Annotated in this window: 22 protein-coding genes; 16 read left to right on the top strand and 6 right to left on the bottom strand. The window is 62.7% G+C overall.

What is annotated here, in order from left to right; all coding sequences use genetic code 11:
* Positions 1 to 184: 184 nt before the first annotated feature.
* Genes PBDP_RS18630 through PBDP_RS18620 form a run of 3 tightly spaced genes read right to left on the bottom strand, consistent with a single transcriptional unit; the run spans position 185 to position 2,887 of the window.
* Positions 185 to 1,366 carry an NAD(P)/FAD-dependent oxidoreductase gene (locus PBDP_RS18630; RefSeq protein WP_109755501.1) on the bottom strand — a complete coding sequence of 394 codons (1,182 nt, stop codon included), beginning with the start codon at positions 1,364 to 1,366 and terminating at the stop codon, positions 185 to 187.
* Positions 1,363 to 1,761 carry a RidA family protein gene (locus tag PBDP_RS18625; RefSeq protein WP_212801134.1) on the bottom strand — a complete coding sequence of 133 codons (399 nt, stop codon included), beginning with the start codon at positions 1,759 to 1,761 and terminating at the stop codon, positions 1,363 to 1,365. Before PBDP_RS18625 ends, PBDP_RS18630 begins: the two co-directional genes overlap by 4 nt.
* Complete coding sequence (locus tag PBDP_RS18620) at positions 1,751 to 2,887, bottom strand: DSD1 family PLP-dependent enzyme (RefSeq protein ID WP_163857989.1); 1,137 nt, start codon at positions 2,885 to 2,887, stop codon at positions 1,751 to 1,753. The genes PBDP_RS18625 and PBDP_RS18620 overlap by 11 nt, the downstream gene beginning before the upstream one ends.
* A 95-nt stretch (positions 2,888 to 2,982) precedes the next feature.
* On the opposite strand from PBDP_RS18620, the gene PBDP_RS18615 reads away from it, so the two are divergent.
* From PBDP_RS18615 to PBDP_RS18555, 13 genes are all read left to right on the top strand, one after another.
* A complete protein-coding gene (locus tag PBDP_RS18615; protein WP_109755498.1) occupies positions 2,983 to 3,867 on the top strand; it encodes a LysR family transcriptional regulator in 885 nt (294 codons plus the stop codon).
* Between the two features lie 862 nt (positions 3,868 to 4,729).
* A complete protein-coding gene (locus tag PBDP_RS18610; RefSeq protein ID WP_109755495.1) occupies positions 4,730 to 5,398 on the top strand; it encodes a haloacid dehalogenase type II in 669 nt (222 codons plus the stop codon).
* A 35-nt stretch (positions 5,399 to 5,433) separates the two neighbouring features.
* Entirely contained in the window at positions 5,434 to 6,708 is a 1,275-nt protein-coding gene (locus tag PBDP_RS18605) for an NAD(P)/FAD-dependent oxidoreductase (RefSeq protein WP_212801133.1), read from the top strand.
* Positions 6,709 to 6,793: 85 nt separating this feature from the next.
* Positions 6,794 to 8,437 carry an ABC transporter substrate-binding protein gene (locus tag PBDP_RS18600; RefSeq protein ID WP_212801132.1) on the top strand — a complete coding sequence of 548 codons (1,644 nt, stop codon included), beginning with the start codon at positions 6,794 to 6,796 and terminating at the stop codon, positions 8,435 to 8,437.
* 43 nt (positions 8,438 to 8,480) lie between these two features.
* Positions 8,481 to 9,437 (top strand): ABC transporter permease, encoded by a 957-nt coding sequence (locus PBDP_RS18595; protein ID WP_116832814.1) that lies wholly within the window; start codon positions 8,481 to 8,483, stop codon positions 9,435 to 9,437.
* On the top strand, positions 9,434 to 10,309 hold the full coding sequence (locus PBDP_RS18590) for an ABC transporter permease (protein WP_109755491.1): 876 nt from the start codon (positions 9,434 to 9,436) through the stop codon (positions 10,307 to 10,309). The genes PBDP_RS18595 and PBDP_RS18590 overlap by 4 nt, the downstream gene beginning before the upstream one ends.
* Position 10,310: 1 nt before the next feature.
* Positions 10,311 to 12,155 carry an ABC transporter ATP-binding protein gene (locus PBDP_RS18585; RefSeq protein ID WP_116832812.1) on the top strand — a complete coding sequence of 615 codons (1,845 nt, stop codon included), beginning with the start codon at positions 10,311 to 10,313 and terminating at the stop codon, positions 12,153 to 12,155.
* Positions 12,152 to 12,460, top strand: a complete 309-nt coding sequence (locus tag PBDP_RS18580; RefSeq protein WP_116832811.1) for a (2Fe-2S)-binding protein — start codon at positions 12,152 to 12,154, stop codon at positions 12,458 to 12,460. Before PBDP_RS18585 ends, PBDP_RS18580 begins: the two co-directional genes overlap by 4 nt.
* Positions 12,442 to 13,833 carry an FAD/NAD(P)-dependent oxidoreductase gene (locus PBDP_RS18575; RefSeq protein ID WP_212801131.1) on the top strand — a complete coding sequence of 464 codons (1,392 nt, stop codon included), beginning with the start codon at positions 12,442 to 12,444 and terminating at the stop codon, positions 13,831 to 13,833. Before PBDP_RS18580 ends, PBDP_RS18575 begins: the two co-directional genes overlap by 19 nt.
* A complete protein-coding gene (locus tag PBDP_RS18570; protein WP_212801130.1) occupies positions 13,830 to 14,984 on the top strand; it encodes an NAD(P)/FAD-dependent oxidoreductase in 1,155 nt (384 codons plus the stop codon). The genes PBDP_RS18575 and PBDP_RS18570 overlap by 4 nt, the downstream gene beginning before the upstream one ends.
* Positions 14,981 to 16,138 (top strand): acetylornithine deacetylase, encoded by a 1,158-nt coding sequence (argE, locus tag PBDP_RS18565; RefSeq protein WP_212801129.1) that lies wholly within the window; start codon positions 14,981 to 14,983, stop codon positions 16,136 to 16,138. Before PBDP_RS18570 ends, argE begins: the two co-directional genes overlap by 4 nt.
* A gap of 270 nt (positions 16,139 to 16,408) precedes the next feature.
* The gene (locus PBDP_RS18560; protein WP_116832807.1) at positions 16,409 to 17,866 is read left to right on the top strand and encodes an NAD-dependent succinate-semialdehyde dehydrogenase; all 1,458 of its coding nucleotides are present in this window, start codon (positions 16,409 to 16,411) and stop codon (positions 17,864 to 17,866) included.
* A gap of 40 nt (positions 17,867 to 17,906) precedes the next feature.
* On the top strand, positions 17,907 to 18,986 hold the full coding sequence (locus tag PBDP_RS18555) for a tartrate dehydrogenase (RefSeq protein ID WP_212801128.1): 1,080 nt from the start codon (positions 17,907 to 17,909) through the stop codon (positions 18,984 to 18,986).
* Between the two features lie 421 nt (positions 18,987 to 19,407).
* On the opposite strand, the gene PBDP_RS18550 is transcribed toward PBDP_RS18555, so the two are convergent.
* The 3 genes from PBDP_RS18550 to PBDP_RS18540 all read right to left on the bottom strand — a co-directional run bounded on the left by PBDP_RS18550 (position 19,408) and on the right by PBDP_RS18540 (position 22,169).
* The gene (locus tag PBDP_RS18550; RefSeq protein WP_109755481.1) at positions 19,408 to 20,115 is read right to left on the bottom strand and encodes a cupin domain-containing protein; all 708 of its coding nucleotides are present in this window, start codon (positions 20,113 to 20,115) and stop codon (positions 19,408 to 19,410) included.
* A gap of 44 nt (positions 20,116 to 20,159) precedes the next feature.
* The gene (locus tag PBDP_RS18545) at positions 20,160 to 21,017 is read right to left on the bottom strand and encodes a GNAT family N-acetyltransferase (RefSeq protein WP_212801127.1); all 858 of its coding nucleotides are present in this window, start codon (positions 21,015 to 21,017) and stop codon (positions 20,160 to 20,162) included.
* A 225-nt stretch (positions 21,018 to 21,242) separates the two neighbouring features.
* Positions 21,243 to 22,169, bottom strand: a complete 927-nt coding sequence (locus PBDP_RS18540) for a 2-hydroxyacid dehydrogenase (RefSeq protein ID WP_109755479.1) — start codon at positions 22,167 to 22,169, stop codon at positions 21,243 to 21,245.
* Between the two features lie 287 nt (positions 22,170 to 22,456).
* Here PBDP_RS18540 and gabT point away from each other — a divergent pair, with 287 nt between their 5' ends.
* The 3 genes from gabT to PBDP_RS18525 all read left to right on the top strand — a co-directional run bounded on the left by gabT (position 22,457) and on the right by PBDP_RS18525 (position 25,024).
* Positions 22,457 to 23,749: a 4-aminobutyrate--2-oxoglutarate transaminase gene (gene gabT / locus PBDP_RS18535; protein WP_109755478.1), complete on the top strand. Its 1,293-nt coding sequence runs from the start codon at positions 22,457 to 22,459 to the stop codon at positions 23,747 to 23,749.
* An 84-nt stretch (positions 23,750 to 23,833) separates the two neighbouring features.
* Positions 23,834 to 24,490, top strand: a complete 657-nt coding sequence (locus PBDP_RS18530; protein WP_109755477.1) for an HAD family hydrolase — start codon at positions 23,834 to 23,836, stop codon at positions 24,488 to 24,490.
* A 45-nt stretch (positions 24,491 to 24,535) separates the two neighbouring features.
* Entirely contained in the window at positions 24,536 to 25,024 is a 489-nt protein-coding gene (locus tag PBDP_RS18525) for an Lrp/AsnC family transcriptional regulator (protein WP_003203167.1), read from the top strand.
* The last annotated feature ends 77 nt before the right edge of the window (positions 25,025 to 25,101 follow it).

Here is a 25,101-nt window from a genome sequence, read left to right as displayed (position 1 = left end):
GTGATAGCGCTGCCGGCAACAGATCGTGATGCCGTTTTTCTTCTCGATAAACTAACAAAGCGGCCCTGATGGGATATGCCGTTCTCAAGCCTGGCAAAGAAGAATCTGCTGTATCTGCCGGGCTAACTTCGCAAAAAACACAGCGGCGTCGGTTCAGGGCCAGAAGTGTCCACGATGGCGTGGGTCAAACGAGCCTGCCGGTGCCGGGAAGGCTCGCCTGAGGCATCACCAGCCCTGTCGGTTCGGTAAACCTGCGGATATCGAAAGGGCTGATCAGGGTGCCGGTACGGCCGGTGCTGATCAGCTCGGCCATGACGTCGCCAACGCCCGGGCCGAGCTGGAAGCCATGCCCGCAGAAACCAAAGGCATAGAACAATCCCTTGATCTTGCCGCTGGGGCCGATGATGGGCAGCGAGTCTGGGGTATAGCTCTCGATGCCACTCCACACCCGGATGATGTTGAGGTGCTCGGCCCCGGGCAGCAGGCGGCTCATCTGCCGCATCTGATTGAGCAGGCTTTCGGGCTTGAAGTAGGCGCGCCGGTTGAGCATGTCCGGTTTGCAGCGGTTGCCACCGCCGATGATGATGTTGCCCCGGGGTATCTGTCGGAAATAAATCACCTCTTCCTTTATCTTGGTGAACACGCCAATCACCGTCGGCAAGGCATAGGGCACCGGTTCCGTGACCGACATCTGCGGGCCATTGGCTTCCAACGGCACGGCTTCGTCGAATTGTTCTGACAGCTTCGCCCCCCAGGCCCCGGCGGTGATCAGCAGTTGCTCGGCAATGAACAGTCGGCCGTCGGTGGTGGTCACGTGGAATTCGTCATTGACCTTTTGTACCGCGGCGACTTCCGTTCGCTCGCGCACACTTGTCCCGGCCCGTGTCGCTGCGCGGGCAAATGCCGGGGCGGCCAGGCGCGGGTTGGCGTGGCCGTCGTGAGGTGCGTACGAGCCGCCCTTGACGTCCGGGCCGAGGAACGGGAAACGTGCATGCAGGGCCTTGCCGGTGATGATCTGCAAGTCCAGCTCTCGGGCCTCGGGGGCGGCGGCGTAGGCTTCAAGCTCGGCGATTTCGTCCTCGCGATAACAGACGCGCATATGGCCGCTGGGGATGAATTCCAGGTCATCGCCAATTAACTCGGGGAGCCGTTTCCACAAGCCGTACGAGCGATTGGACAGTTCCAGTTGGCCGAGGAATCGTCCTTGGCGCCGCACGTTGCCAAAATTCACGCCGCTGGCGTATTGGCCGATCAGGTCGCGCTCCAGCAACGTCACCGAGCGCCCGCGCTGGCGCAGGAAAAACGCCGAAGCCGACCCCATGATGCCGCCGCCGATAATCAGTACATCGCTTTTTTCCGGTTTCATGATGTGCTCTCACTGCCCGCCAGCGCTTCGATTTCAATCAAGTACCCATGGTGCAAGGCCGGGACGGGCACCACCGCGCGCGCAGGTCGGTGTTCGCCCAGATAACGGGCGTAGATCCGGTCGAAAGCCGGCCAGTGTTCGATGCCGACGACATAGACCGTTACTTTCAGCAGGTCGCTGGGACGACGGCCTGCCACGCGGAGAATCGCCATCAGGTTATCCAGGGCGATGGCGACTTGTATCTCGAACGGTTGGTCGACACTGTGGCTGCCATCGGCGCGTACCGGCAGTTGTCCGGATACGTACAAAACGCCTTGGCGCGAGACCGCCTGGGTGTAATGTCCGCCCGCAGCGGCCGCCTGGGTGGTCTGGATCAACTCGATTTCACCAGCCATGCAGGCGACTCCAGGTGTGCACCGCACCCGAGGCATCGCAGGCGCTGTATTCAGGGAACTGCGCACCCGTGGCACAGGCGTGATTGGGCAGGATGCGCAGGCGACTGCCAATGGGGAAACGCTCGGTGATAGCGACCTCCCCGGGACTGGAAAGGGTGACGATGCCGTGTTCCTGGTTGGCGCTGGAGAGCAGGGCGCCCTCGATCCAGTCGCCGGCTTCGCTGCACACTTGTCCATAGCCGAAATCCCGTTGCTGGCGCTGTGTACCCCGGTCCCGGCTCATGGCCATCCAGCCGGCATCGGTGATGATCCAGCCTTTGTCCGGCTGATGACCGATGACGGTGGTCAGCACGCTCAGCGCCAATTCATCCGCCCGGCAAACGCCGATGTTGTGCATCACCAGGTCGAAGAACACATAGACGCCAGCGCGCACTTCTGTGACGCCCTCCAGGCTCTGCGCCGAAAGTGCCGTGGGTGTGGAACCGATGCTGACCTGGGGGCAGGCCAGCCCGGCTGCGCGGATGCGTTGGGCGGCGCTGACGCAGATGTAGCGCTCTTGTTCGGCCAGGGCTTGTAGCGCTTGTGGCGTGTTGAGTTCGTAGCTGGATCCGGCGTGGGTCATGACGCCGCAAAGCTGCATGCCGCCTTCACGGAGTCGCCGGGCGATGTCGACAAGTGCATCGTCTTCGACGCGCACGCCGGAGCGATGGCCATCGCAATCGATCTCGATCCAGACCTCGAAACGTTCGTCGTGCTGCCTGCCGAAATCGACGATGGCCTGCGTTGCCGCCAGACTGTCGGTCAAGATGCTCAATCGACAGCCCTTGCGCCGGAGTGTCAGGGCCTGGGCCAGTTTGCCGGGTGCCATGGACACGGCATAAAAGATGTCGTGGATGCCTGCGGCGAAGCAATGCTCTGCCTCCTTGAGTGTGGACACGGTGATTGCGCTGGCGCCTGCCTCGATCTGCGCCTGGACCACCGGCAGGCATTTGCTGGTCTTGATGTGCGGGCGCAAACGCACCCCCAAGGCGTCCATGCGGTGTTGCATGCGCTGGATATTGCGCTGCATTCGCGGCACATCAATGAGCGCGACCGGGGTATCGAGGCAAGCGATTGAGGCTGGCATGAACAGGACTCGGTGGTTGGAGACAGGCTCGACTCTACTCAGTCATCGTAAAGTCGTGGTTCAATGTGGCGTCATCAATCATTAAGTTGAACTGAATGATCAGCCTCGAAGACCTGCGTATGGCCGTGACCCTGGCGCGTTCTGAATCCCTGAGCGCCGCCGCCAGGGCGCTCAATGTCTCGCCGCCCGCGCTGTCCATGCGCTTGCGCAAACTGGAGACGCTGCTCGGCCTGACCCTGGCCAATCGCGATGCCCGGCGCCTGAGCCTGACCGCCGATGGTGAGCGCTTTTCCCGGCAGAGTGCGCTGTTGCTGGATCAATTGGAGGCGCTGCCCGAGTCGTTCAAACAGCAGGATGATCGGCTGGTCGGCACCCTCAGGCTGGCGGCGCCGTTTGGGTATGGACGACAACACATCGCGCCACTATTGGCTCGTTTTGCCAGGTTGCATCCGCAGCTGTGCCTGCATCTGGATCTGCGGGAAACGCCCTGGCCCGACCGTCATGACAGCGACGCGGTGATTCACATCGGCACCCTCAGCGACAGCCTCTGGGTTGCCCGGCCTCTTACGCAGAACGATCGGTGGTTATGTGCGAGTCCTGCGTACTTGGAGCAGCACGGCACGCCTTTATCGCCTGAGCAACTCGCCGAACACCGCTGCATTTGCATTCGTGAGAACGATGAAGATGTCACGCTGTGGCACCTGCGCAACGAGCACGGGCGCAAGACCCTGCGGATCAAACCGGCTTTATTGAGCAACGACGGCAGCGTGGCCCGACGCTGGGCGGAGCAAGGCCTGGGTTTGGTGCTGCGTTCGCAGTGGGACGTCAGTAAAGCCATCGCCGACGGTCGCCTGGTGCGGGTGCTTGCCGATTGGCAATTCGACAGCGCCCCGATCAACCTGCTCGTGCCCTCGCGCAAACTGCGCAGCGCGCGGGTACAGGCATTGGTGAGCTTTCTTGAGGCTGAGTTGAAAGCTTGAATAAAGGGCTCTTGTCTTAGACCCGCCGCTATCGCGAGCAGGCTCGCTCCCACAGGGGATTTGTGGTGGATACCGGTCTTGCGGACCAACCCAAGACTAATGTGGGAGCGGGCTTGCTCGCGAATACAGCAGCACATTCAACATCACTGCAAGCTGTCCCGCCGCTATCGCGAGCAGGCTCGCTCCCACAGGGGATTTGTGGTGGATACCGGTCTTGCGGACCAACCCAAGACTAATGTGGGAGCGGGCTTGCTCGCGAATACAGCAGCACATTCAACATCACTGCAAGCTGTCCCGCCGCTATCGCGAGCAGGCTCGCTCCCACAGGGGATTTGTGGTGGATACCGGTCTTGCGGACCAAGCCAAGACTAATGTGGGAGCGGGCTTGCTCGCGAATACAGCAGCACATTCAACATCACTGCAAGCTGTCCCACCGCTATCGCGAGCAGGCTCGCTCCCACAATGGATCTGTGGCGAACACCAATCATGCGACTGCCCAAGATCCCCTGTGGGAGCGAGCCTGCTCGCGATGGCGGCAGCCCATTCACCCGGGATGCTGGAGCTGCTGCGCCAAGCGTAGATTCTGCCGCAAACGACCCTTTGCAGACCCGTTTGGCGCACCATAACTGCCCGCAAGACCACGGAAACACGGGCGCAGCGCCCACGCCTGGAGCATCCCGCAAAGTCTGCTGAGCGAGCCCTGCAAAACGGTGGTTTGTACCAAGCGGCCGGTATTTTTAACGATTTATCCACGGTCTCATGGTGTTGTAATGAAAACGTGATGCAGCGTTGCAGCGAAGCTTCACGAACAGCATCAATGTTTGCCTCGGCATGTCTTCAACAACAATCCAGGACCGCACTCATGAGCTTTCTTCGACCCAAGTACATCACCTTCGACTGCTACGGCACGTTGACCAATTTCCAGATGGGCAGCATGACCCGCGAGCTGTTCGCCGACCGTGTCGATGCCGGGCAGATGGACCAGTTCGTCAAGGATTTCTCCGCTTATCGCCTGGACCAGGTGATGGGTGAATGGCGGCCCTATGATGAAATCATCAAGACCTCTCTGATGCGGGTCTGCAAGCGTTGGGGCGTCGAGTATCGCGGCGAAGGCCAGCTCTATTACGACGCCGTTCCAACCTGGGGCCCCCACGCCGATGTACCGGCGGGCCTGTCGAAAATCGCCGACAAGATCCCCCTGGTGATTTTTTCCAACGCGATGGACGAGCAGATCATGTCCAACGTCGACAAGCTCGGTGCGCCTTTCCATAAAGTCTTCACCGCCCAGCAGGCCCAGGTCTACAAGCCGCGCCTGGCCGCCTTTGAATTCATGCTCGATAACCTCGGCTGCGGGCCGGAGGATGTTCTGCATGTGTCGTCGAGTTTCCGCTACGACCTGATGTCGGCCCACGACATGAAGATCAAGCACAAAGCTTTTGTGGCCCGTGGTCACGAACAACCGGCCAATGCCGTGTATGGCTACCACCAGATCCCGGACATCGGCGGGTTGGCCGCGCTGGTCGGGCTCTGAGTCGAGCGCACTCTTCAAGGCGAAAGGGGTTAGACATGGGCAGTGAGTCCTATTGGCTCGACACCGCACCGGCGTTCACCGGTGCCCAGCTCGGCGGATTGCCCGGGCAGGTCGATGTCGCCATCGTCGGTGGCGGCTTCACCGGGTTGGCCGCGGCGCGGGCTCTGGCCTTGAAGGGGGCCAGCGTGGCGGTGCTGGAAGCGGGCAGGGTGATTGGCGAGGCGTCAGGGCGCAACGGCGGGCATTGCAGTACCGGCGTGGCCCAGGATTACGCGGCGCTCACCGCCAGCCTCGGCGCCGACAAGGCACGGGCGTATTACCAGGCCTATGAAAGTGCCGTGCAGAGCGTGGTCTCGCTGGTGGAGCAGGAGGGGATTGCCTGCGACCTCAAGCGTAACGGCAAGCTCAAGCTGGCCGCCAAGCCGATGCACTACGAAGGGTTGGCGCGCACCTGCGAATTGATCCGCAAGGAAGTCGATGCCGAGGTCGAGTTACTGTCGGCCCAGGAGACGCGGGCGGAAGTCAATTCGGCGCAGTTTCACGGTGGCCTGTTACAGCGCAACGGTGTGCAGATGCACGTCGGGTGTTTCGGCATCGGCCTGGCCGAAGCCGCTGCCCGTCACGGTGCGTTGATTTTCCAAGGGGTGGCGGTGCAGGACTGGAAGGCCAGTGCCGGCGGTTATCGAGTCAACACCAGCAAGGGCACGTTGCAGGCCTCGCAGATCCTGTTGGCGACAGGCGCCTGTCAGCAGGGCGGCCTGGGTTGGTACCGGCGGCGGATCGTACCGGTGGGCAGTTTCGTGGTCGCCACCGAGGTGTTGCCCCAGGCGCTGATCGACAGCTTGCTGCCGGCGCGGCGCTCTTATGTCACCAGCCGGATGATCGGTAACTACTTTCGCCTGACCCCGGACAATCGCCTGCTGTTTGGCGGCCGCGCGCGGTTTGCCATGTCCGACAGCGTTTCCGACGCCAAGAGCGGCAAGGTGCTGCAAGCGGCGATGGTGCAGATGTTCCCGCAGTTGGCGAACACCCGGATCGACTATTGCTGGGGCGGCCTGGTGGACATGACGTCCGATCGCCTGCCCCGGGCCGGCCAGCATGGCGGGGTTTATCACTCCATGGGCTACAGCGGTCATGGTGTGCAGATGTCGGTGCACATGGGGCAGGTCATGGCCGAGGTCATGGCCGGCAAGGTCGAGGCCAACCCTTGGCGTGAGCTTGACTGGCCGGCCATCCCCGGACATTTCGGCAAGCCCTGGTTCCTGCCGCTGGTAGGCGCGTATTACCGCCTGCAGGACTACCTGCACTGAGTTGCAGGGTGTTGTTTGGCGTTTCAACACATTGCGTCAATCGTGCGCAATCGAGCCCTATCATTTTCCGAAAGGTAGAACTGACATGAGTGACAATAAAAACGGCATCAAAGACCAGTTGATCACCGGTACAGAAAGTCTGCGTGTTTTCGAAGGGCTCAATCGCGGCATGTCACGTCGGCATGCCTTGCAAATGCTCGGGCTGGCGGGCGTGGCCGCAGCCGGTGCCGGCAGTCTGTTCGGCGCTGCCGGCAAGCTGCTGGCCGATGAACAGGCAGTCCCCGGCAAAGGCAAGCCCGGCGGGCGTATCCGCGTGGCGGGTATCTCCAGTTCCACCGCTGATACCCTGGACCCGGCCAAAGGCTCATCGTCCACGGACTACGTGCGCCACTACATGTTCTATAACGGCTTGACGCGTTTCGACAGCCACATGGTGCCGCAACTGGAACTGGCCGAGCGCATCGACACCAGCGACGCCACGCTCTGGGTGATTACCCTGCGCAAGGAAGTGACCTTCCACAACGGCAAGGGTCTCACCGCCGCCGACGTGGTGTTTTCCCTGCTGCGCCACAAGGACCCGATCACCGGTTCCAAGGTCTTGCCGCTGGCCGAGCAGTTTGCCGAGGTCAAGGCCAACGGTACCCATGAGGTGCAGATCCGCCTGAGCGGGCCGAATGCCGAGTTGCCTTCGATCCTGGCCATTTCTCATCTGTTGATCGTCCCCGAGGGCACCAGCGACTTCAGCCAGGGCATCGGCACCGGTCCGTTCAAGGTCAAGGAATTCAAGCCCGGGGTACGTTCGATTGGCGCGCGCAATACCAACTATTGGAAGCCTGGCCTGCCATACCTGGACGAGATCGAGTTCATCGGTATCGGTGACGAGCCGTCACGGGTCAACGCATTGCTGTCGGGCGATGTGCAGATCATCAACGAGGTCAACCCGCGCTCGACCACGCGCATCAAGGACAGCACTACCCATCGCGTGGTGGATTCGCCATCGGGCAACTACACCGACCTGATCATTCGCCAGGACCAGATGCCCGGCCAGAGCCCGGAGTTCACCGAGGCCATGAAGCTGCTGCTGGACCGCGAACAGGTCAAGTCGGCGATCTTCCGGGGTTTCGCCAGGGTCGGCAACGACCACCCGATCGCCCCCGGTGCACGTTTCTACAATGCCGATCTGCCGCAGCGGACCTACGATCCGGAAAAGGCCCGCTTCCTGTTGAAGAAGGCCGGCATGGAAAGCATCAGCATGCCGGTGATGTGCTCGCCGGCCGCCACCGGCTCGGTCGACGTTGCCGTGTTGCTGCAGCAATCGGCCAAGGAGGCCGGGCTCAAGCTCAACGTCAACCGCCTGCCCAGCGATGGCTACTGGTCCAACCACTGGGCCAAGCACCCGCTGAGCTTCGGCAACATCAACCCGCGGCCCAACGCCGACATGCTGTTCTCGCAGTTCTTCCAATCCACGGCGCCATGGAACGAATCCGGCTGGAAAAACGAACAGTTCGACCAGTTGCTGATACAGGCCCGGGGTGAAACCGACGAGGCCAAGCGCGGCAAGATGTACGCGGACATGCAGACCCTGGTGCATGAGCACAGCGGCATCGGCATCCCGGTGTTCATCAGCAACATCGATGGCGTCGACCAGCGCGTCAAGGGTTATGGCACCAACCCGCTGGGCGGTTTCATGGGCTATATGTTCGCTGAGCAAGTCTGGCTTGACGCGTGATGAGCGCGCTCTTGCGACGTGACATGGCACAAGGGGTAGGGTGATGAATAGCAACACACTGTGGTTGATCGGCCGACGCCTGGGCGCGGCGATCGTGACCCTGTTGATCGTCTCGATGGTGGTGTTCGCCATCACGGCGGTGTTGCCGGGCGACGCGGCGCAACAGTCCCTTGGACAGTTCGCCACGCCTGAGCAAGTGGCGGCCCTGCGGGTGAAGATGGGCCTGGACCAACCGGGTGTGTTGCGCTACCTGCACTGGTTGACCAGCCTGCTCAGCGGCGACCTGGGCGTGTCGGTCTCCAATGCTGTCCCGGTCACCGAGCTGATGGCGGGCAGGGTGCCCAGCACGCTGATGCTGGCGGCCGCCACGGCGCTGGTATCGGTGCCGCTGGCCCTGATCCTGGGCATCGGTTCGGCGATGGGGCGAGGTGGACGCATCGACGGCTTCATGAGTTTCTTTACCCTGATGATGGTGGCCGTGCCGGAATTTCTGGTCGCCACCCTGGCAGTGCTGATCTTCGCGGTGAACCTGGGCTGGCTTTCCGCGCTGTCCTATTCCAGTGAGATCACCTCGCCGCTGCAATTCATGCGCACCTATGCCTTGCCGGTCATGACGCTGTGCTGCGTGATCGTCGCGCAAATGGCGCGCATGACCCGGGCGGCAGTGATCGATCAACTGGACAGTCCTTACGTGGAAATGGCCCGTCTCAAAGGCGTGAGTCCGGTACGGGTGGTGCTGCGCCACGCCTTGCCCAACGCCATCGGGCCGATCGCCAACGCCATCGCCTTGAGCCTCTCCTACCTGCTGGGCGGGGTGGTGATCGTCGAGACGATTTTCAACTATCCCGGTATCGCCAGCCTGATGGTCGACGCCGTGACGAACCGCGACATGGCGCTGGTCCAGGCCTGCACCATGCTGTTTTGCACGGCGTACCTGACGTTGGTGCTGATTGCCGATCTGTGCGCGATCCTTTCCAACCCGAGGCTGAGAAACCAATGAACAATCCCATTGTGAAACCCCCGACCGCGGCGGTCGCTCTGGCGTTGGGCAAAGATGCTCACGGCTCGTCCTGGCTTGGACTGGTCGGCGCCGCACTGTGTGCAACCTGGTTGCTAGTGGCGATCTTCGGCCCGTGGCTGGCACCGCACCCGGTGGGCGAAGTGGTCTCCGACACGGTTTTCGGCAGCTTCAGCGCCGCTTACCCGCTGGGCACCGATTACCTGGGCCGCGACATGCTCAGTCGGATTCTGGTCGGCGCGCAGTTCACCGTGGGCCTGGCATTGATAGCCGCAGTGTTGTCCAGTGGACTTGGGACCAGTTGCGCATTGCTGTCGGTGGTTTCACCGAAATGGCTGGACGAGCTGATCAGTCGCCTGATGGACGCTTTCATTTCGATCCCGAGCAAGATGCTGGCGTTGATCATGGTCTCGGCGTTCGGTTCGTCGGTGACGTTGCTGGTGTGTACGGCCGTGCTGAGTTACACGCCGGGCGCGTTCCGGATCGCGCGCAGCATGGCGGTGAACATCGAGGCCCTGGAATACGTGCAAGTGGCCCGCACCCGGGGCGAACGGCGGCTGTACATCGCTTGCGTGGAAATTTTGCCGAACATGCTCAACCCGGTGCTGGCTGACCTGGGCCTGCGTTTTGGCTTCATCGTATTGCTGCTCAGCGGCATGAGCTTCCTCGGCCTCGGTGTGCAACCGCCGGACGCCGACCTGGGTTCGCTGGTGCGGGAAAACATCGGCGGCCTCAACCAGGGCGCGCCGGCCATCGTGATTCCGGCCCTGGCCATCGGCACCCTGACCATCGGCGTCAATCTGTTTATCGACCGCCTGTCTTCACGGCGCAGTCGACGTACGGGAGGCCATTGAGATGAGCGAATTGATCCGAGTCGAGAACCTGCGCGTGGTCGCCTGTGGCGAGCGCAGCGAGGTGGATATCGTCAAGGGCGTGAGTTTCTCCCTGGAGAAAGGTGAAGTGCTGGCGTTGATTGGCGAGTCCGGCTCCGGCAAGACCACCATCGCCCTGGCGCTGCTTGGTTATGCCCGGCGCGGTTGTCGCCTGGCCGGTGGCGTGGTGCAGATTGGCGAACACGACATGCTGGCGTTGAGCGAAGGCGAGCTGCAAGGCCTGCGTGGCAACCGGGTGTCGTACATCGCCCAGAGCGCGGCGGCGGCGTTCAATCCGGCCAAGAGGCTTATCGACCAAGTGGTGGAAGGTGCGCTGATCCACGGCCTGGGCAATCGGGCGACGCTCGAAGCCAAGGCCATCGAACTGTTTCGCGACCTGGCGCTGCCAAACCCCGAGCGCATCGGCCGGCGCTATCCCCATCAAGTCTCCGGTGGACAGTTGCAGCGGGTGATGGCGGCCATGGCGCTGATCAGCGATCCGCTGCTGGTGGTGCTCGATGAGCCGACCACGGCCCTCGATGTGACCACCCAGATCGACGTGCTGCGGGCCTTCAAGCGTGTGGTGCGCGAGCGGGGTGCGACGGCGGTCTACGTCTCCCACGACCTGGCCGTCGTGGCACAGATGGCCGACCAGATCGTGGTACTCAACGGCGGGCAGATCTTCGAACACAGCGCCACTGCGCCGCTGCTCAAGGGCCCGGCCCACGCCTACACCCGCAGCCTGTTGGCGGCGGCGCGGCCGGACACGACGATTCGCCCGCCCTGCGGTGTGGCCGAAGACACGCCGCTGCTGACCATCCAGGGTTTGACCGCCGGCTACGGCAACAAGGATCAGCACGGCATGCCGGCGATCCGGGTGCTGGAAGGCATCGACCTGACCGTGCGCAGGGGCCAGGCCATCGGCGTGATCGGCGAATCGGGTTCAGGCAAATCGACCCTGGCACGGGTGGTGGCGGGGCTGTTGAGCCCGGCCCTTGGCGGGCTGACCTTCGATGGCCAGCCACTGGGGGGCAGCCTGTCCGAACGCACGGACGAACAGTTCCGGCGTATCCAGATGGTGTTCCAGAACGCCGACACCGCGCTGAACCCGATGCACAGCATCAGCACCATCCTGAGCCGGCCGCTGAAGATGTATTTCGGCCTCAAGGGTGCGGCGCTGCGCGAGCGTATCGGCGAGTTGCTCGACCTGGTGCGTCTGCCACGGGAGCTGGCCGAGCGCCGCCCGAGCGAGCTCTCCGGCGGACAGAAGCAACGGGTCAACCTGGCCCGGGCGCTGGCGGCCAAACCGGATCTGATTCTCTGCGATGAAGTGACCTCGGCGCTGGATACCGTGGTCGGCGCGGCGATCCTTGAACTGCTGCGCGACCTGCGCCAGCAACTGGGGGTGTCCTACCTGTTCATCAGCCATGACATCTCCACGGTGCGGGCGTTGTGCGACGACATCGTGGTGATGTACAGCGGCCACAAGGTCCAGGCGGGGCCCCGGCAATCGTTCGCCCAGGCGCCGTTCCATCCCTACACCGACCTGCTGATCCACTCGGTGCCGGAGCTGCGCCAGGGCTGGTTGGAAACCTGCGGCGCCACGACCTGCGGCAACCTGCCAGCGTTGGGGGCCAGGGCCGATGTGCCGGGCTTGTGCACCTTCCTCAACCGCTGCCCGGTGCGGGTCGATGGCCTGTGCAACCACAGCGCGCCGCCTCGGCGAACCATCGATGGCGGTAGTGAAGTGCTCTGTCATCACGACAGCGCCGAGCTGCTCAAGAGCCAACAGGATTCAAACAGCATGATCGTGGGAGCCTACGCATGAATGCGCGTTTCGTGAGGTTGGCCGAACAGGGCCGGCCCATCGTCAAATTGACAGTCGATGGTGTTCCCATCGAGGCGTTGCAGGGCGACACGCTGATGGTCGCGTTGCTGACCCATGGCCCGGCGTTGCGCCAGTCGGAATTCGATCCGGGTAGCCGCGCTGGCTTCTGCCTGATGGGCGCCTGCCAGGATTGCTGGGTCTGGACTCGCAGCGGCGAACGCCTGCGGGCCTGCTCCAATGAAGTACGCGAAGGGCTGGACATCATCACTCAACAACCGGAGGCGATATGGCCACTGCGCGGCTGAACACCCATCGAGTCGTCATCGTCGGCGCCGGACCGGCCGGCGTCCGGTGTGCCCAGACCTTGGTGGCGGCGGGCTTCAAACCGATCCTGATCGACGAAAATCGTCGCGATGGCGGGCAGATCTACCGGCGTCAACCTGAAGGGTTCACCCGCAGCTACACGACGTTGTACGGCACCGAGGCGGACAAGGCCCGGGACCTGCACGAAAGCTTCGACCGCCTGCGCCCGCAGATCGACTACCGTCCCGACACCCTGGCGTGGAACCTGACGCCCGGGCAGTTGTGCTGTGTCAGCCAGGGGCTGCACACAACGGTGGACTATGACGCGCTGATCCTTTGCACGGGTGCCACCGACCGCCTCATGCCCATCGAAGGCTGGCAACTGGGCGGCACCTACAGCCTCGGCGGGGCGCAGATTGCACTCAAGGCCCAGGCGGTTTCCATCGGCCACCGCGTGGTGTTCATGGGCAGCGGGCCGTTGCTGTACCTCGTTGCCAGTCAATACGTAAAAGCCGGGGCCACTGTTGCCGCGGTGCTGGACACCTCGCCCCTGGGCTTGCGGATCAAAGCCTTGCCCAAACTCATGGCGCGCCCGGGATTGCTGTTTACCGGCATGAAGCTGTTGGCCCAGCTGTATCGGGCGAAGATCCCGGTGCACCTGGGCATTTCGCCGCTGCAAGTGCTTGGTGAGGCGGTCACCGGTGTCAGTGGCGTACGAGTACGCACCGCGAACGGGGAAACCTTGACGGTGGCGTGCGACGCGGTGGCGCTGGGTTATCACTTGCGGCCGGAAACCCAACTGGCTGACCTGGCAGGCTGTCGCATGCGTTTCGACGAGGCTTCAGGGCAATGGTGGTTGGAGGTGGACGAAGAGGGCCGGACCTCGGTCAGCGGTGTCTACGCCGCCGGCGATGGCTCGAAGATCCGTGGCGCCGATGCCGCCGAGCATGCCGGGCGCCTGGTTGCCCTGGCGTTGTTGCGCGATCTGCAACTGCCGGTGGACGCCGCACAGGTCGCCGAGCAGCGCCAGGCGCTCAAAGTCATGGATGACTTTCGCCTCGGCCTGACCCAGGCATTTCCCTGGCCCGCCGCGCAAGCCAAGGCCTTGCCGGACGAGGCCATCGTCTGCCGTTGCGAAATGATCAGCGCCGGCGAGCTGCGTCGCACGGTCAGCGAAAAGGGCGCCTGCGAAGTCAATCGGGCCAAGGCTTTCAGCCGGGTCGGCATGGGCCGTTGCCAGGGCCGTTATTGCTCCCAGGCCGGTGCCGAAGTGATTGCCGCGGCAGCGGGTGTCCCTGTGCAGGAGGTGGGACGCCAGCGCGGTCAGGCACCGGTCAAACCGCTTTCGATGCTCACTCGGGAGGTGGCGCCATGACGCTGAATAAAGCCGACGTAGTAATTGTCGGGGGTGGCTTGATGGGCTCGGCGGCGGCGTTTTTTCTGCGGCAGCGCGGGCAGTCGGTGATCCTGCTGGAGCGTGACCAGATCGGTCAGTACGCCAGCGGCGTGAATTTCGGCAACGTGCGGCGCCAGGGGCGGTTCCTCGGGCAACTGGAACTGGCGAACCGTTCCTGGGCGCTGTGGAAACGCCTGCCGGAGCTGATCGACGACGATCTGGAGTTCATCGCCAGCGGGCATATGCGTGTGTGCTATCGCGAGGATGAAATCCCCGAGCTCGAAGCTTATGCGGCGGCACCGGAGGCGGCGCAGCTGGACTTGCAGATCTATCGCGGCAGCGAGCTGCATGCGCGTTTTCCGTTTCTCGGCAAGGACGTCAAGGGCGGCTCCTATGCACCCCACGACGGTCACGCCAACCCGCGCCTGGCGGCCCCGGCGTTTGCCCGGGCGGCCCGACGCCTTGGTGCGCGCATCGAGGAACGGACTGAGGTGGCGCAGGTGCAGAAGGTCGGTGATGGATTCAGCATCAGCACCACCGACGGTCGCCAGTTCAGCGCCGGCCAACTGTTGATTACCGCAGGCGCCTGGGGCCAGAAGCTTTCGGCACAGTTCGGCGAGCCGGTGCCCCTGGAGACCAACGGCCCACAAATGGCCGTCACCGAACCGGTGCCTTATGCCTTGCCAACGGTGATCGGGGTGTACACCAAGATTCCCGAAGAGGTGATCTATTTCCGCCAGATCCCCCGGGGCAATATCGTCATCGGCGGTGGCTATCGCAGCAAGCCGGACATGCTCAACCGCCGGGCCTATGTCGAGCCGCGCAGCATCCTCAATCAACTGGACCAGATGCGCCGGTTGCTGCCGGGTGTCGGCAATCTCAACATCATTCGCGTGTGGAGCGGCATCGAAGGCTACCTGCCCGATTCCCTGCCGGTAATGGGCCCCAGTGGCAACGTCGACGGTTTGTACTATGCCTTCGGTTTCTGTGGTCATGGCTTCCAGCTCGGCCCGGGCGTCGGCGATGTCATGGCTGAACTGATCAGCACCGGCAGCACTCGAACTTCCATCGAGCCGTTCTCCATCCGCCGGTTCGCCCTTTCCGCCGAGCAACGGAGCAAGGCCTCATGAAACCCCGCGTGCTAGCCATTTTCGAACGCCTGCTGGCGTTTGAAACGGTCTCCTCAGAATCGAACCTGGCCCTGATCGAATACGTGCGCGAGCTGTTGCTGGGCAAGGGCATCGAGTCGCTGATCGTCAAGGATGAAAGCGGCAAGAAGGCCAACCTGTTCGCTAGCACCGGCCCGCGTGAATTGCCTGGGATCCTGCTGTCCGGGCACACCGACGTGGTGCCCGCGGCAGGGCAGGCCTGGACCATCCCGGCGTTCCAGGCGACCGTGCGGGACGGGCGGGTCTATGGGCGTGGCAGTTGCGACATGAAGGGTTTCATCGCACTGGCCATCGACGCCATGCTCGATGCCGCCGACCATCCCTTGAACCGGCCACTGCAACTGGCGCTCTCCCACGACGAGGAGATCGGTTGCGTCGGTGTGCGTCGCTTGCTCGACGTGCTGCACCTGGCGCCGGTGCGGCCGTTTCTGTGCGTGATCGGCGAGCCGACCAACATGCAGTTCGTGCTTGGCCACAAGGGCAAGGGGTCCTATCGCACTTACTGTCGTGGCCTGGAGGCGCATTCGTCATTGGCGCCGCGCTCGGTCAATGCGATTCACGTGGCCTGCGATTTCATCGCCGCGCTGCGCCAGAGCCAACAGCAATTGCAGGCGCAGGGCGCCCAGGACGCGGATTACGACGTGCCCTACAGCACTGTGCATGTCGGGCAGATCGTCGGCGGCAAGGCACTGAACATCGTGCCGAACCTGTGCACCCTGGATTTCGAAGTGCGCAACTTGCCGGCCGATAACCTGGACTTGTTCCTGGAACAACTGCGTGAGCAGGCCGAAGCGATCGTGCGTGAAGCCAAGAAACTCTCCAGCGTCGCGGACATCGAGATCGAAACCCTGAACGTCTACCCGGGTCTCGACACCCATCCGAGCGTCGAGGCGGTGCGCTTCCTGAAAAACTTCGCCGCCCCGGACACTGGCACTGCCAAGGTCTCTTTCGGCACCGAAGGCGGCCTGTTCAAGCAGCGCCTGGATGTGCCCGTGGTGGTCTGCGGACCGGGCTCCATCGAACAGGCGCACAAGCCTGACGAGTTCATCGAAATCAGCCAGATGGAGGCGGGGGAGCGGTTTTTGGACGGGTTGCTGGGTTCCTTGAAAATCTAAGCCATACACAGAACAAAATGTGGGAGTACGCCTGTGGGAGCAAAGCTTGCTCGCGATGAACGATGACACGGTCTTGATCAATGTCGCCTGATGCACCGCAATCGCGAGCAAGCTTTGCTCCCACAGGGTTTGGTGTTTAGCCTGGGGCCTCGGTAGAGCCTGCCGTCCCACCTCGAAACTTCAGCATCCAACACTGCCCAAACCCCGCTTTCAGCATCCTGCCCCGTGGCATCTCCTTAGACTGGAATCACCTCGGAACAGGACGCGACCATGCTCAAGAATCAATTGAAAGACCCCAGCCTGTTGGCAGAACTCGCTTACGTCGACGGTCAGTGGATCGGCGCCGACAATGCGGCCACCCTGGATGTCATCGACCCGGCGACCGGTGAAGTGCTGGCCCGGGTACCGGCCATGCAAGGCGTGGAAACCCGCCGCGCCATCGAGGCCGCCGAGCGTGCCTGGCCGGCCTGGCGCGCGCGTCCGGCGGCTGAGCGTGCGGTGCTGCTGGAGCGTTGGTACCAGGCCATGATCGACAACCTCGACGACCTGGCGCTGATCATGACTCGGGAACAGGGCAAGCCGCTGAGCGAAGCCAAAGGCGAGATCCGCTATGGAGCCGGCTTCGCCAAATGGTTTGCCGAAGAAGCCCGCCGGGTTTATGGCGAAACCATTCCGGCGCCCAGTGGTGACCGTCGCTTGCTCACGCTCAAGCAACCGGTGGGCGTCTGCGCCGCGATCACCCCGTGGAATTTCCCCAATGCAATGATCACTCGCAAATGCGCACCCGCCCTGGCGGCGGGTTGCCCGGTCATTGTCAAACCCTCCGACCTGACGCCTTTGTCAGCCTTGGCCTTGGCCGTTCTGGCTGAGCGGGTCGGGATTCCGGCCGGGGTGTTCAACGTTGTCACCGGCCTGCCGGCCGGCATCGGCGAAGAACTGACCGGCAACCCGACGGTGCGCAAGATTTCCTTTACCGGTTCCACCGCAGTCGGGCGGCTGCTGATGCGCCAGAGCGCCGAACACATCAAGCGCCTGAGCCTGGAACTGGGCGGCAACGCACCGTTCATCGTGTTCGACGACGCTGACCTGGAGCAGGCGGTGGCCGGAATCATGCTCAGCAAGTTCCGCAACGCCGGCCAGACCTGCGTCTGCGCCAACCGCATCCTGGTGCAGGACGGCATCTACGAGCGCTTCGCCGCGCGGCTGGTGGAAGAGGTGGGCAAGCTCAAGGTCGGCAATGGCCTGGAGGCTGACGTGACGATCGGCCCGCTGATCAACCCGGCCGCCGTCAGCAAAGTCGCCCGGCACATCGACGATGCGTTGAGCCAGGGCGCGCGCCTGCTCTGTGGCGGTGTCCCCGAGGGCGACAGCCAGTTCGTCCAGCCCACGGTGCTGGGTGAGGCCCACGCCGGGATGTTGCTGGCCAATGAAGAAACCTTCGGCCCGGTCGCGCCGCTGATGCGCTTTACTACCGAGGAGCAGGCCCTGGCCCTGGCCAATGCCACGCCGTATGGCCTGGGCGCTTATTACTTCACCCAGGACCTGCGTCGTTCATGGCGCTTCGGCGAGGCGCTGGAATTCGGCATGGTCGGGCTCAACACCGGGCTGATCTCCATGGAAGTCGCCCCGTTCGGCGGTATCAAACAGTCGGGCCTGGGACGCGAGGGCAGCAAATACGGCCTGGACGAGTACCTTGAAGTCAAAGCCTTCCATATCGGTGGGTTGTGATGCGGCCAGCGTTTGAACAGACATTAGGGAGCCATGATTGATGAGCAAACCATTTCGCATCGCCGCCATCGCCGGCGACGGTATCGGCAAGGAAGTCCTGCCGGAAGGGCTGCGAGTCCTGGAGCAGGCCGCGAAAAAGTGGCAGTTGTCGCTGGACATCGAAGTGCTCGATTGGGCCCACTGTGATTACTACCTGGAGCACGGGCAGATGATGCCCGCCGACTGGTTCGAACAGCTCAAGGGCTTCGACGCGATCTACTTCGGTGCCGTGGGCTGGCCGGACAAGGTGCCGGATCACATCTCGCTGTGGGGCTCGTTGCTCAAGTTTCGTCGTGACTTCGACCAATACGTGAACATTCGTCCGGTGCGCCTGTTCCCGGGTGTGCCGTGTCCGTTGGCCGGGCGCGAAGCGGGGGACATCGACTTCGTGGTGATCCGTGAGAACACCGAGGGCGAATATTCGTCGGTCGGCGGCAAGATGTTCGAAGGCACCGAACATGAGTTCGTGCTGCAGGAGTCGGTGTTCACCCGGCGCGGGGTCGACCGGATCCTCAAGTTCGCCTTCGACCTGGCCCAGACTCGACCGCGCAAACGCCTGACGGCGGCGACCAAGTCCAACGGCATCTCCATCAGCATGCCGTATTGGGACGAGCGCACGGCGTTGATGGCCGCGCAGTACCCGGATGTGCAGTGGGACAAGCAACACATCGACATCCTCTGCGCGCGCTTCGTGTTGCAGCCGGATCGTTTCGATGTGGTGGTGGCGTCGAACCTGTTCGGCGACATCCTCTCCGACCTGGGCCCGGCCTGCGCCGGCACCATCGGCATCGCCCCATCGGCCAACCTCGATCCGTTGCGGCGCTTCCCGTCGCTGTTCGAACCGGTGCATGGTTCGGCCCCGGATATCTATGGGCAGAACATCGCCAACCCGATCGCGATGATCTGGTCCGGTGCGTTGATGCTGGACTTTCTGGGTAACGGCGATGAGCGTTATCGCGCGGCCCATGACGGGATTCTCAAGGCCATCGAGCGGGTGATTGCCCAAGGGCCTATCACCCCCGACCTGGGTGGGCAGGGCTCGACCCAGGATGTTGGCCAGGCCATCGCCGACGCGCTCTGAGATTTAGCCAGGCACGGACGCCTGCCTCACCTGTGACCCCCTTTGCCCGCTCACACTGCGGGCTTTTTTTGGCCGCCAGCTTCCCATCCACCCCAACTCCCCTGTGGGAGCGGGCTTGCTCGCGAAAGCGGTGGGTCAGCTTGCGATGCTGTTGGATGTACCGCCGTCATCGCGAGCAAGCCAGCTCCCACATTTGATCAGGGGTGTCCTTCGGCTTTGCGGCTAGCGCAGGTCCACTGTGGGAGCGAGCCTGCTCGCGATAGCGGTGGATCAGCTTGCGATGATGTTGGATGTGCCGCCGTCATCGCGAGCAGGCTCGCTCCCACATTTGATCTGGGACGCTCTTCGATTTTGCGGCTGGCGCAGGTCCCCTGTGGGAGCGGGCTTGCTCGCGATAGCGGTGTGACTGTCGTACGCCGGATTATTTGACGACGTAGACCTTGCGTACATAGACGCTGCTCTTCCAGGCACACGGCGCATTCAGGGGCACGAACACCGTATCGCCAGTGTTGACCGTCAGGTTGCTGCCATCGGCGGCTTGCAGGGTGACGCTGCCTTCGAGCAGGTGCATCAATTCGTGCAGTTTGTGCGGTCGTGACCGGCGGGTGTAGGGCGTCGAGTCCCAGATGCCGATGCGCAGGTTGCTAGCCTCTTCGACAAACAGATTGTGGGAACGACATTGCGGTGGCGGGCTCAGCAGGATCTCGTCGTCGGGTGGCGCAGAGGGTGAGAGCAGGGTGTGGGCGGGGAGCGCCGTGAGCCCGGGATGAGGTTCTTCGACCAGTTGGGTGTCGGCGCAGAAGGCCCAGAGCGACCCGGGCTGCGCTTCGACCTTAAGCGCCGTCCCTCGACCGATCACCGCGCTTTCACCCGGCGTGAGCTGCAGCGTCTGCCCCTGACTGCTCAGGATTACCGCGCCGGCATGCACCACGATTGTCTCACTGAAGGGGTATTCATCGACGCTGAACCGTCCACTCGCGCGGACCACGCCGGCTGCCATGCCATCCGCCCCGGCATAGGCAATGAGTCGGTCGAATGGATCCTTGGCTGCCAGTGAGCCCGGCGTGAATGGGGTTGAAGCTAGGCTGCCATCGGCGTGTGCCAACAGCACTGGGGTGGGTTCGAGCATGAAGATGATTCTCCAGGGACGCGTTCAAGGAAATAGGGTTCGTTTCAGCCAATGGCCTGGGTCACCGGCGCAAATTGTCGAACCGCACCGGTAGTCTGCGGGGGCGTGCCCCGTGCCATTTGGGCTACGGTGTCGACCTGCTTGAGCCCGACCTCTTCCAGCCAAGGGGCCAGGCCACTGTTCGAGGGGATGTCGATGCGAACGAATGCGTCCGGCACTTCGGCCAGCAGCACGGCGATCAGGTGTCGGGCCTGTTCCAGGTTCTGGGCGATGACCGGGCCAATGCAGCGGCCACGGCCGAAGGGGCGCAGCAGGGCGAAGGCGCACAGGTGACCGTCGCGCTCGATACCCACTGAATGTTCAACGACGTCGAACAGGTCATTGAGTACGACAGTGCGCTCCAGCCCGCTCCCGGCATTGGCCAGTTCGATCAACTCGGCGCGGTCGGCTTCGCCCAGCACGCGGCAGCTTTCGCCGGCGGCCAGTTCCTGCGGGGCCGGCACTTGCGCGTGCCCTTGATGCTGCTGGATATGCCCAAAATCGACGAATCCCTGGCTGGCATACAGCGGGGCACCGGCCAGCGTCGCGTTGAGAATGGCGGTGCGCGATCCGCAGGCCTCGATGGCCAGTTCCATCAGTTTGCGACCGATGCCCTGGCCCTGGTACTCGTCGTCGACGATCACCAGGCCAATGGTGGCGTAGTTCCCCTGGGCGCAGGTGAACGCCGTTCCGATCAAACGGCCCTGGTCTTCCACGACAAACCCCTGGGCGACGCGCTGCAACATCGCCCAGTCTTCCAGGCGATGGGGCCATTTCAACTGCACGGACAAGGCATGGGCCGCAGGCACGTCGGTGGCGGTCATGGCGCGATAGAAGTAAGTAGGGCGTTGCGAAATGGACATGGCAGATCACCATAAAATAAGGGACGAAATCGGGTGGATTTGTGCGCTGAAAGTCTGTGTATCTCACCTGCAACCGGGCCTGGCAAGCGTGGCAAATCGATTCGGTATCTTCCGTAAGCAACGGCTCTGCCGGCCACATTTCTTGCTCAAATCAGACGTTTGGCCAGCAGTAAATACCGGCGCGGTTTTTCGCCGTTCAGATCGAAACCAACGGCCACCGAGGGCTCAATAGCTGCGCTCACGGTCAACCAACCCAAGCATCGATTCGCCTCGTTGATGCCGGCGAATATTCTCCAGCAACACGCCAAATGCACTCTCGGGTTGGGTCATCGCTGCGATATGCGGGGTCAGCAGTATCTGCGGGTGATGCCAGAAAGGATGCTCCGGCGCTGCCGGTTCCTGTTCCAGCACGTCGAGCACTGCGGCGCTGAGTTGGCCGTCGGCGAGTGCTTCAAGCAGATCCGCTTCCACCAGATGCCCACCCCGGCCCATGTTGACCAGCGCCGCACCCTTGGGCAGTTGCTGGAACAGCTGGCGGTCGAGGATCCCTCGGGTCTGCTCGGTCAACGGCAGGACGCACAGGACAATGTCGCACTGGCCGAGAAAGGCCGGCAATTGCTCGTCGCCGGCAAAGCACGCGACCCCATCGAGGCGATGCTCGCTGCGGGCCCAACCCGACAAGGCAAAGCCAAAGGTCTTCAAGGTGGCGAGTATCTGTCGCGCCTGTAAACCCAGGCCCATGACGCCCACCCGGCGCTGGTGCGCGGGCACCAGGCGATGTGCCTGCCAGCAGCGTTCGGCCTGTTGCTGGCGATAGCGCAACATGTCCCGGTGCAGGCTGAGCACGGCGAAACTGGCGTACTCGCACATGCCCTGGCTGATGCCCGGGTCGAGCAGGCGCACCACCGGCAGCGTTGTTGGCAAGCGACCGAGGTCGAGCTGATCGACACCGGCTGACAGGGCGAACAGCACCTGCAGATTCGGCAACAGCGTTTCGAGCTCGTCCGGGGCCTGCCAGGCTGCCAGGTACTGGATATCCCGCGGGTCGCCAATGTCTGGCCAGGCACGCCATTCGATGTCCGGCGCGTGTTCGGCGAACAGGCGCCGCCAGTGTTCGCCGCGTACCGGGTCAGCTTTATAGAGCAGGGCCATGGGTCACTTCTCGCCTGAAATCAAGGAGCTCCTAGCATGCCTCAACGCCAGAGCAGGATCTGTCGAAAGGGCTTGCGTAGCAGCATCAGGCTGCGTTGCAAGGCGCCTCCTGCGGCAGATTCCATGGGAGTGGAATGCCTCTGGAGGATTCTGCTGTTTGCCGGGGTGTAAACAGTCGATCCGGATTTCTCAGCGGCCAAGTTCGGCTTAGACAATCGCGTCGAACCCTTAACCTGTGAACACACCGCAACCGCTTCCTGGGGGCGAGGCTCACGATGGGAAATGCCATGAACAGTAAAGTCGAAGAAACTCCAAGTCTGCTCCGTCAGCGTGATCGATTCGTGCCACGTGGCCTGGTCACCGCTCACCCGTTGGTCATCGACAGGGCCCAGGGCTCGGAGTTGTGGGATGTGGACGGCAAGCGCTACCTGGACTTCGTCGGCGGCATCGGTGTGTTGAACATCGGCCACAATCATCCCAAGGTCGTCGCTGCGGTGCAGGCCCAATTGCAGAAAGTCTCCCATGCCTGCTTCCAGGTGGTGGCCTACAAGCCTTACCTGGACTTGGCCCAGCGCCTGTGCGAGATGATCGGCGGCCAGGAGCACTACAAAGCAGCCTTTTTCACCTCCGGCGCCGAGGCGGTGGAAAATGCCGTGAAGATCGCCCGTGCCCACACCAACCGCTCGGCGGTGATCGCCTTTCGCGGTGGCTTCCATGGCCGGACCTTGCTCGGCACCACGCTGACCGGCATGAGCCAACCGTATAAACAGAATTTCGGTCCGTTCGCGCCGGAGGTCTTCCACACCCCGTACCCGAATGCCTATCGCGGTGTCACCAGCGCGATGGCGTTGCAGGCGCTGGACGAGCTGTTGGCCACCCAAGTGGCGCCCGAGCGGGTCGCGGCGATCATCATCGAGCCGGTGCAGGGCGATGGCGGTTTCCTGGCAGCACCCGCCGAATTTTTGCAGGGCCTGCGCGCATTGACGCAAAAGCATGGCATTGTGTTGATTCTCGATGAAATCCAGACCGGTTTCGGCCGCACCGGCAAATGGTTCGGTTTCCAGCACGCGGGCATTCAGCCGGACCTGGTCACGGTCGCCAAGAGCCTGGCCGGTGGCTTGCCGCTGTCGGGTGTGGTCGGCAAGGCCGAGATCATGGACGCACCGCTGCCCGGTGGCCTGGGCGGCACCTACGGTGGTAACGCGCTGTCGTGCGCGGCGGCGCTGGCAGTGATCGAGGCATACGAGCAAGAGCAACTGCTGGCCCGTGGCGAAGTTCTGGGTGAGCGTCTGCGCCAGGGCCTGTTGCGCCTGCAAGCGCGCTACCCGCAGATTGGCGATGTGCGCGGCAGCGGTTTCATGTTGGCGATCGAATTGGTAAAGCATGACGAGGCACGCACCCCGGACGCCGACCTGAACCAACGCCTGATCGACGAAGCCCGCGCCGGTGGCTTGCTGGTCATCAAGTGCGGGGTGTACCGCAACGTCTTGCGCTTCCTGGCACCGTTGGTCACCAGCGAAGCACAGATCGACGAAGCGTTGCAGATTCTCGACGCCGCACTGGCCCGGGTCGTGGGCTGAAACGCCTGGCATGGGCGTTTGCCAAGGCAAGCGCCCATGCCACTAATGGAGCGCGAGTGATGGACATCATCGGAGGCTTTGCCCATGAGGCTGACTGAATATCGAGCGTTGTTGATCGACTGCGATGAGGTTCTGGTGGATCGCGACGCTGGCGTCTGGACGGCCTTGCAGCCGCTATTGGAAAACCATGCCGACTCACCGGACAAGACCCGGGTTCTGGCCGAGTTCGACGAGGTGCTGCGGGCCCTGTATCCGCGCTTCGGCGAGCTGGGCTTCAGTGGGTTGCTGTGTTTCGCTCACCGCCAGTTGGCTGAACGCTGGAAGCTCAAGGTCAGTTGGGAGGAGGGCATGAGCTTTGCTCGCTCGGCCGCCGGCTGGACGCTGTTCGAGGATGCGCCAGGGGCGATGCTCTACCTGCGCAAGTTCTATCGCCTGCTGGTGCAGGGGGATCGTGATGCCGAGGACCGGGGTGCCCTGTGCGAGCGCCTGGGCATCGAGCCGGATGATTTCATTTCCCTGGCGAGCGACCCGTTGCAGGATCGCGATTGGTTGCTGGCCAACGATCTGGATGCCGAAGCTATCCTACAGATAACCCGTCCTGGCGCCCGTCCACGGGAGGTCGGGGCGGTTTGCCTGATCTGCCGAAGCAGCGAAAACCCGTCCACGCCCTGTGCGGCGGACTATTGCATCAACAGCATGGCTGATCTGGTGGCTCAGCATCAGCTGTCCTTACGACGCTGATTTTGTTAGAAGATTGTCTTACGAACGGCAGGCAAGAGGTATGCGATGGAAGGTTTAGCGAAACTGGACCGGATCGACATCAGCATTTTGGTAGAGCTTCAAAAAGACGGTCGCATGACCAACGTCAGCCTGGCCGATGCCGTGGGCTTGTCCGCCAGCCCATGCCTGCAACGGGTCAAACGGCTGGAGTCGTTGGGGTACATCTCCAGCTACAAGGCCCATCTGAACCTGGCCAAGATCACCGACTCGGTGACGGTCTTCACCGAAGTCACCCTGAGCGACCACAAGCGCGAGGACTTCGCCAAGTTCGAATCCAACATCCGCCTGGTGGATGAAGTACTCGAATGCCACCTGATCAGCGGCGGCTACGACTACCTGGTGCGGTTCATGACCCGCAGCATCCAGGATTATCAGGACGTGATGGAAAGTTTGCTGGACAAGAACATCGGCATCTCCAAGTATTTCAGCTACATCGTCATCAAGTCACCGGTGCGCAAGGACGAGATTCCGTTGCGCAAGTTGTTGCGGCATTGAAGCCGAGACCTATCCAGGAACAACTGTGGGAGCAAGTTCGCTCCCACACCTGATCTCTGGTGTACGCAACCCCTGTG

It is taken from the genome of Pseudomonas sp. St290, assembly GCF_018325805.1.
GTDB lineage: Bacteria > Pseudomonadota > Gammaproteobacteria > Pseudomonadales > Pseudomonadaceae > Aquipseudomonas > Aquipseudomonas bijieensis.
Note: the sequence above shows the minus strand (reverse complement) of the source record. Positions and strands in the feature narration are given on the sequence as shown.

Coding starts and splice junctions, on each gene's coding strand:
- PBDP_RS18630 (WP_109755501.1), bottom strand. CDS start 1,366: ATGAAACCGGAAAAAAGCGATGTACTGATTATCGGCGGCGGCATCATG.
- PBDP_RS18625 (WP_212801134.1), bottom strand. CDS start 1,761: ATGGCTGGTGAAATCGAGTTGATCCAGACCACCCAGGCGGCCGCTGCG.
- PBDP_RS18620 (WP_163857989.1), bottom strand. CDS start 2,887: ATGCCAGCCTCAATCGCTTGCCTCGATACCCCGGTCGCGCTCATTGAT.
- PBDP_RS18615 (WP_109755498.1), top strand. CDS start 2,983: ATGATCAGCCTCGAAGACCTGCGTATGGCCGTGACCCTGGCGCGTTCT.
- PBDP_RS18610 (WP_109755495.1), top strand. CDS start 4,730: ATGAGCTTTCTTCGACCCAAGTACATCACCTTCGACTGCTACGGCACG.
- PBDP_RS18605 (WP_212801133.1), top strand. CDS start 5,434: ATGGGCAGTGAGTCCTATTGGCTCGACACCGCACCGGCGTTCACCGGT.
- PBDP_RS18600 (WP_212801132.1), top strand. CDS start 6,794: ATGAGTGACAATAAAAACGGCATCAAAGACCAGTTGATCACCGGTACA.
- PBDP_RS18595 (WP_116832814.1), top strand. CDS start 8,481: ATGAATAGCAACACACTGTGGTTGATCGGCCGACGCCTGGGCGCGGCG.
- PBDP_RS18590 (WP_109755491.1), top strand. CDS start 9,434: ATGAACAATCCCATTGTGAAACCCCCGACCGCGGCGGTCGCTCTGGCG.
- PBDP_RS18585 (WP_116832812.1), top strand. CDS start 10,311: ATGAGCGAATTGATCCGAGTCGAGAACCTGCGCGTGGTCGCCTGTGGC.
- PBDP_RS18580 (WP_116832811.1), top strand. CDS start 12,152: ATGAATGCGCGTTTCGTGAGGTTGGCCGAACAGGGCCGGCCCATCGTC.
- PBDP_RS18575 (WP_212801131.1), top strand. CDS start 12,442: ATGGCCACTGCGCGGCTGAACACCCATCGAGTCGTCATCGTCGGCGCC.
- PBDP_RS18570 (WP_212801130.1), top strand. CDS start 13,830: ATGACGCTGAATAAAGCCGACGTAGTAATTGTCGGGGGTGGCTTGATG.
- argE (WP_212801129.1), top strand. CDS start 14,981: ATGAAACCCCGCGTGCTAGCCATTTTCGAACGCCTGCTGGCGTTTGAA.
- PBDP_RS18560 (WP_116832807.1), top strand. CDS start 16,409: ATGCTCAAGAATCAATTGAAAGACCCCAGCCTGTTGGCAGAACTCGCT.
- PBDP_RS18555 (WP_212801128.1), top strand. CDS start 17,907: ATGAGCAAACCATTTCGCATCGCCGCCATCGCCGGCGACGGTATCGGC.
- PBDP_RS18550 (WP_109755481.1), bottom strand. CDS start 20,115: ATGCTCGAACCCACCCCAGTGCTGTTGGCACACGCCGATGGCAGCCTA.
- PBDP_RS18545 (WP_212801127.1), bottom strand. CDS start 21,017: ATGTCCATTTCGCAACGCCCTACTTACTTCTATCGCGCCATGACCGCC.
- PBDP_RS18540 (WP_109755479.1), bottom strand. CDS start 22,169: ATGGCCCTGCTCTATAAAGCTGACCCGGTACGCGGCGAACACTGGCGG.
- gabT (WP_109755478.1), top strand. CDS start 22,457: ATGAACAGTAAAGTCGAAGAAACTCCAAGTCTGCTCCGTCAGCGTGAT.
- PBDP_RS18530 (WP_109755477.1), top strand. CDS start 23,834: ATGAGGCTGACTGAATATCGAGCGTTGTTGATCGACTGCGATGAGGTT.
- PBDP_RS18525 (WP_003203167.1), top strand. CDS start 24,536: ATGGAAGGTTTAGCGAAACTGGACCGGATCGACATCAGCATTTTGGTA.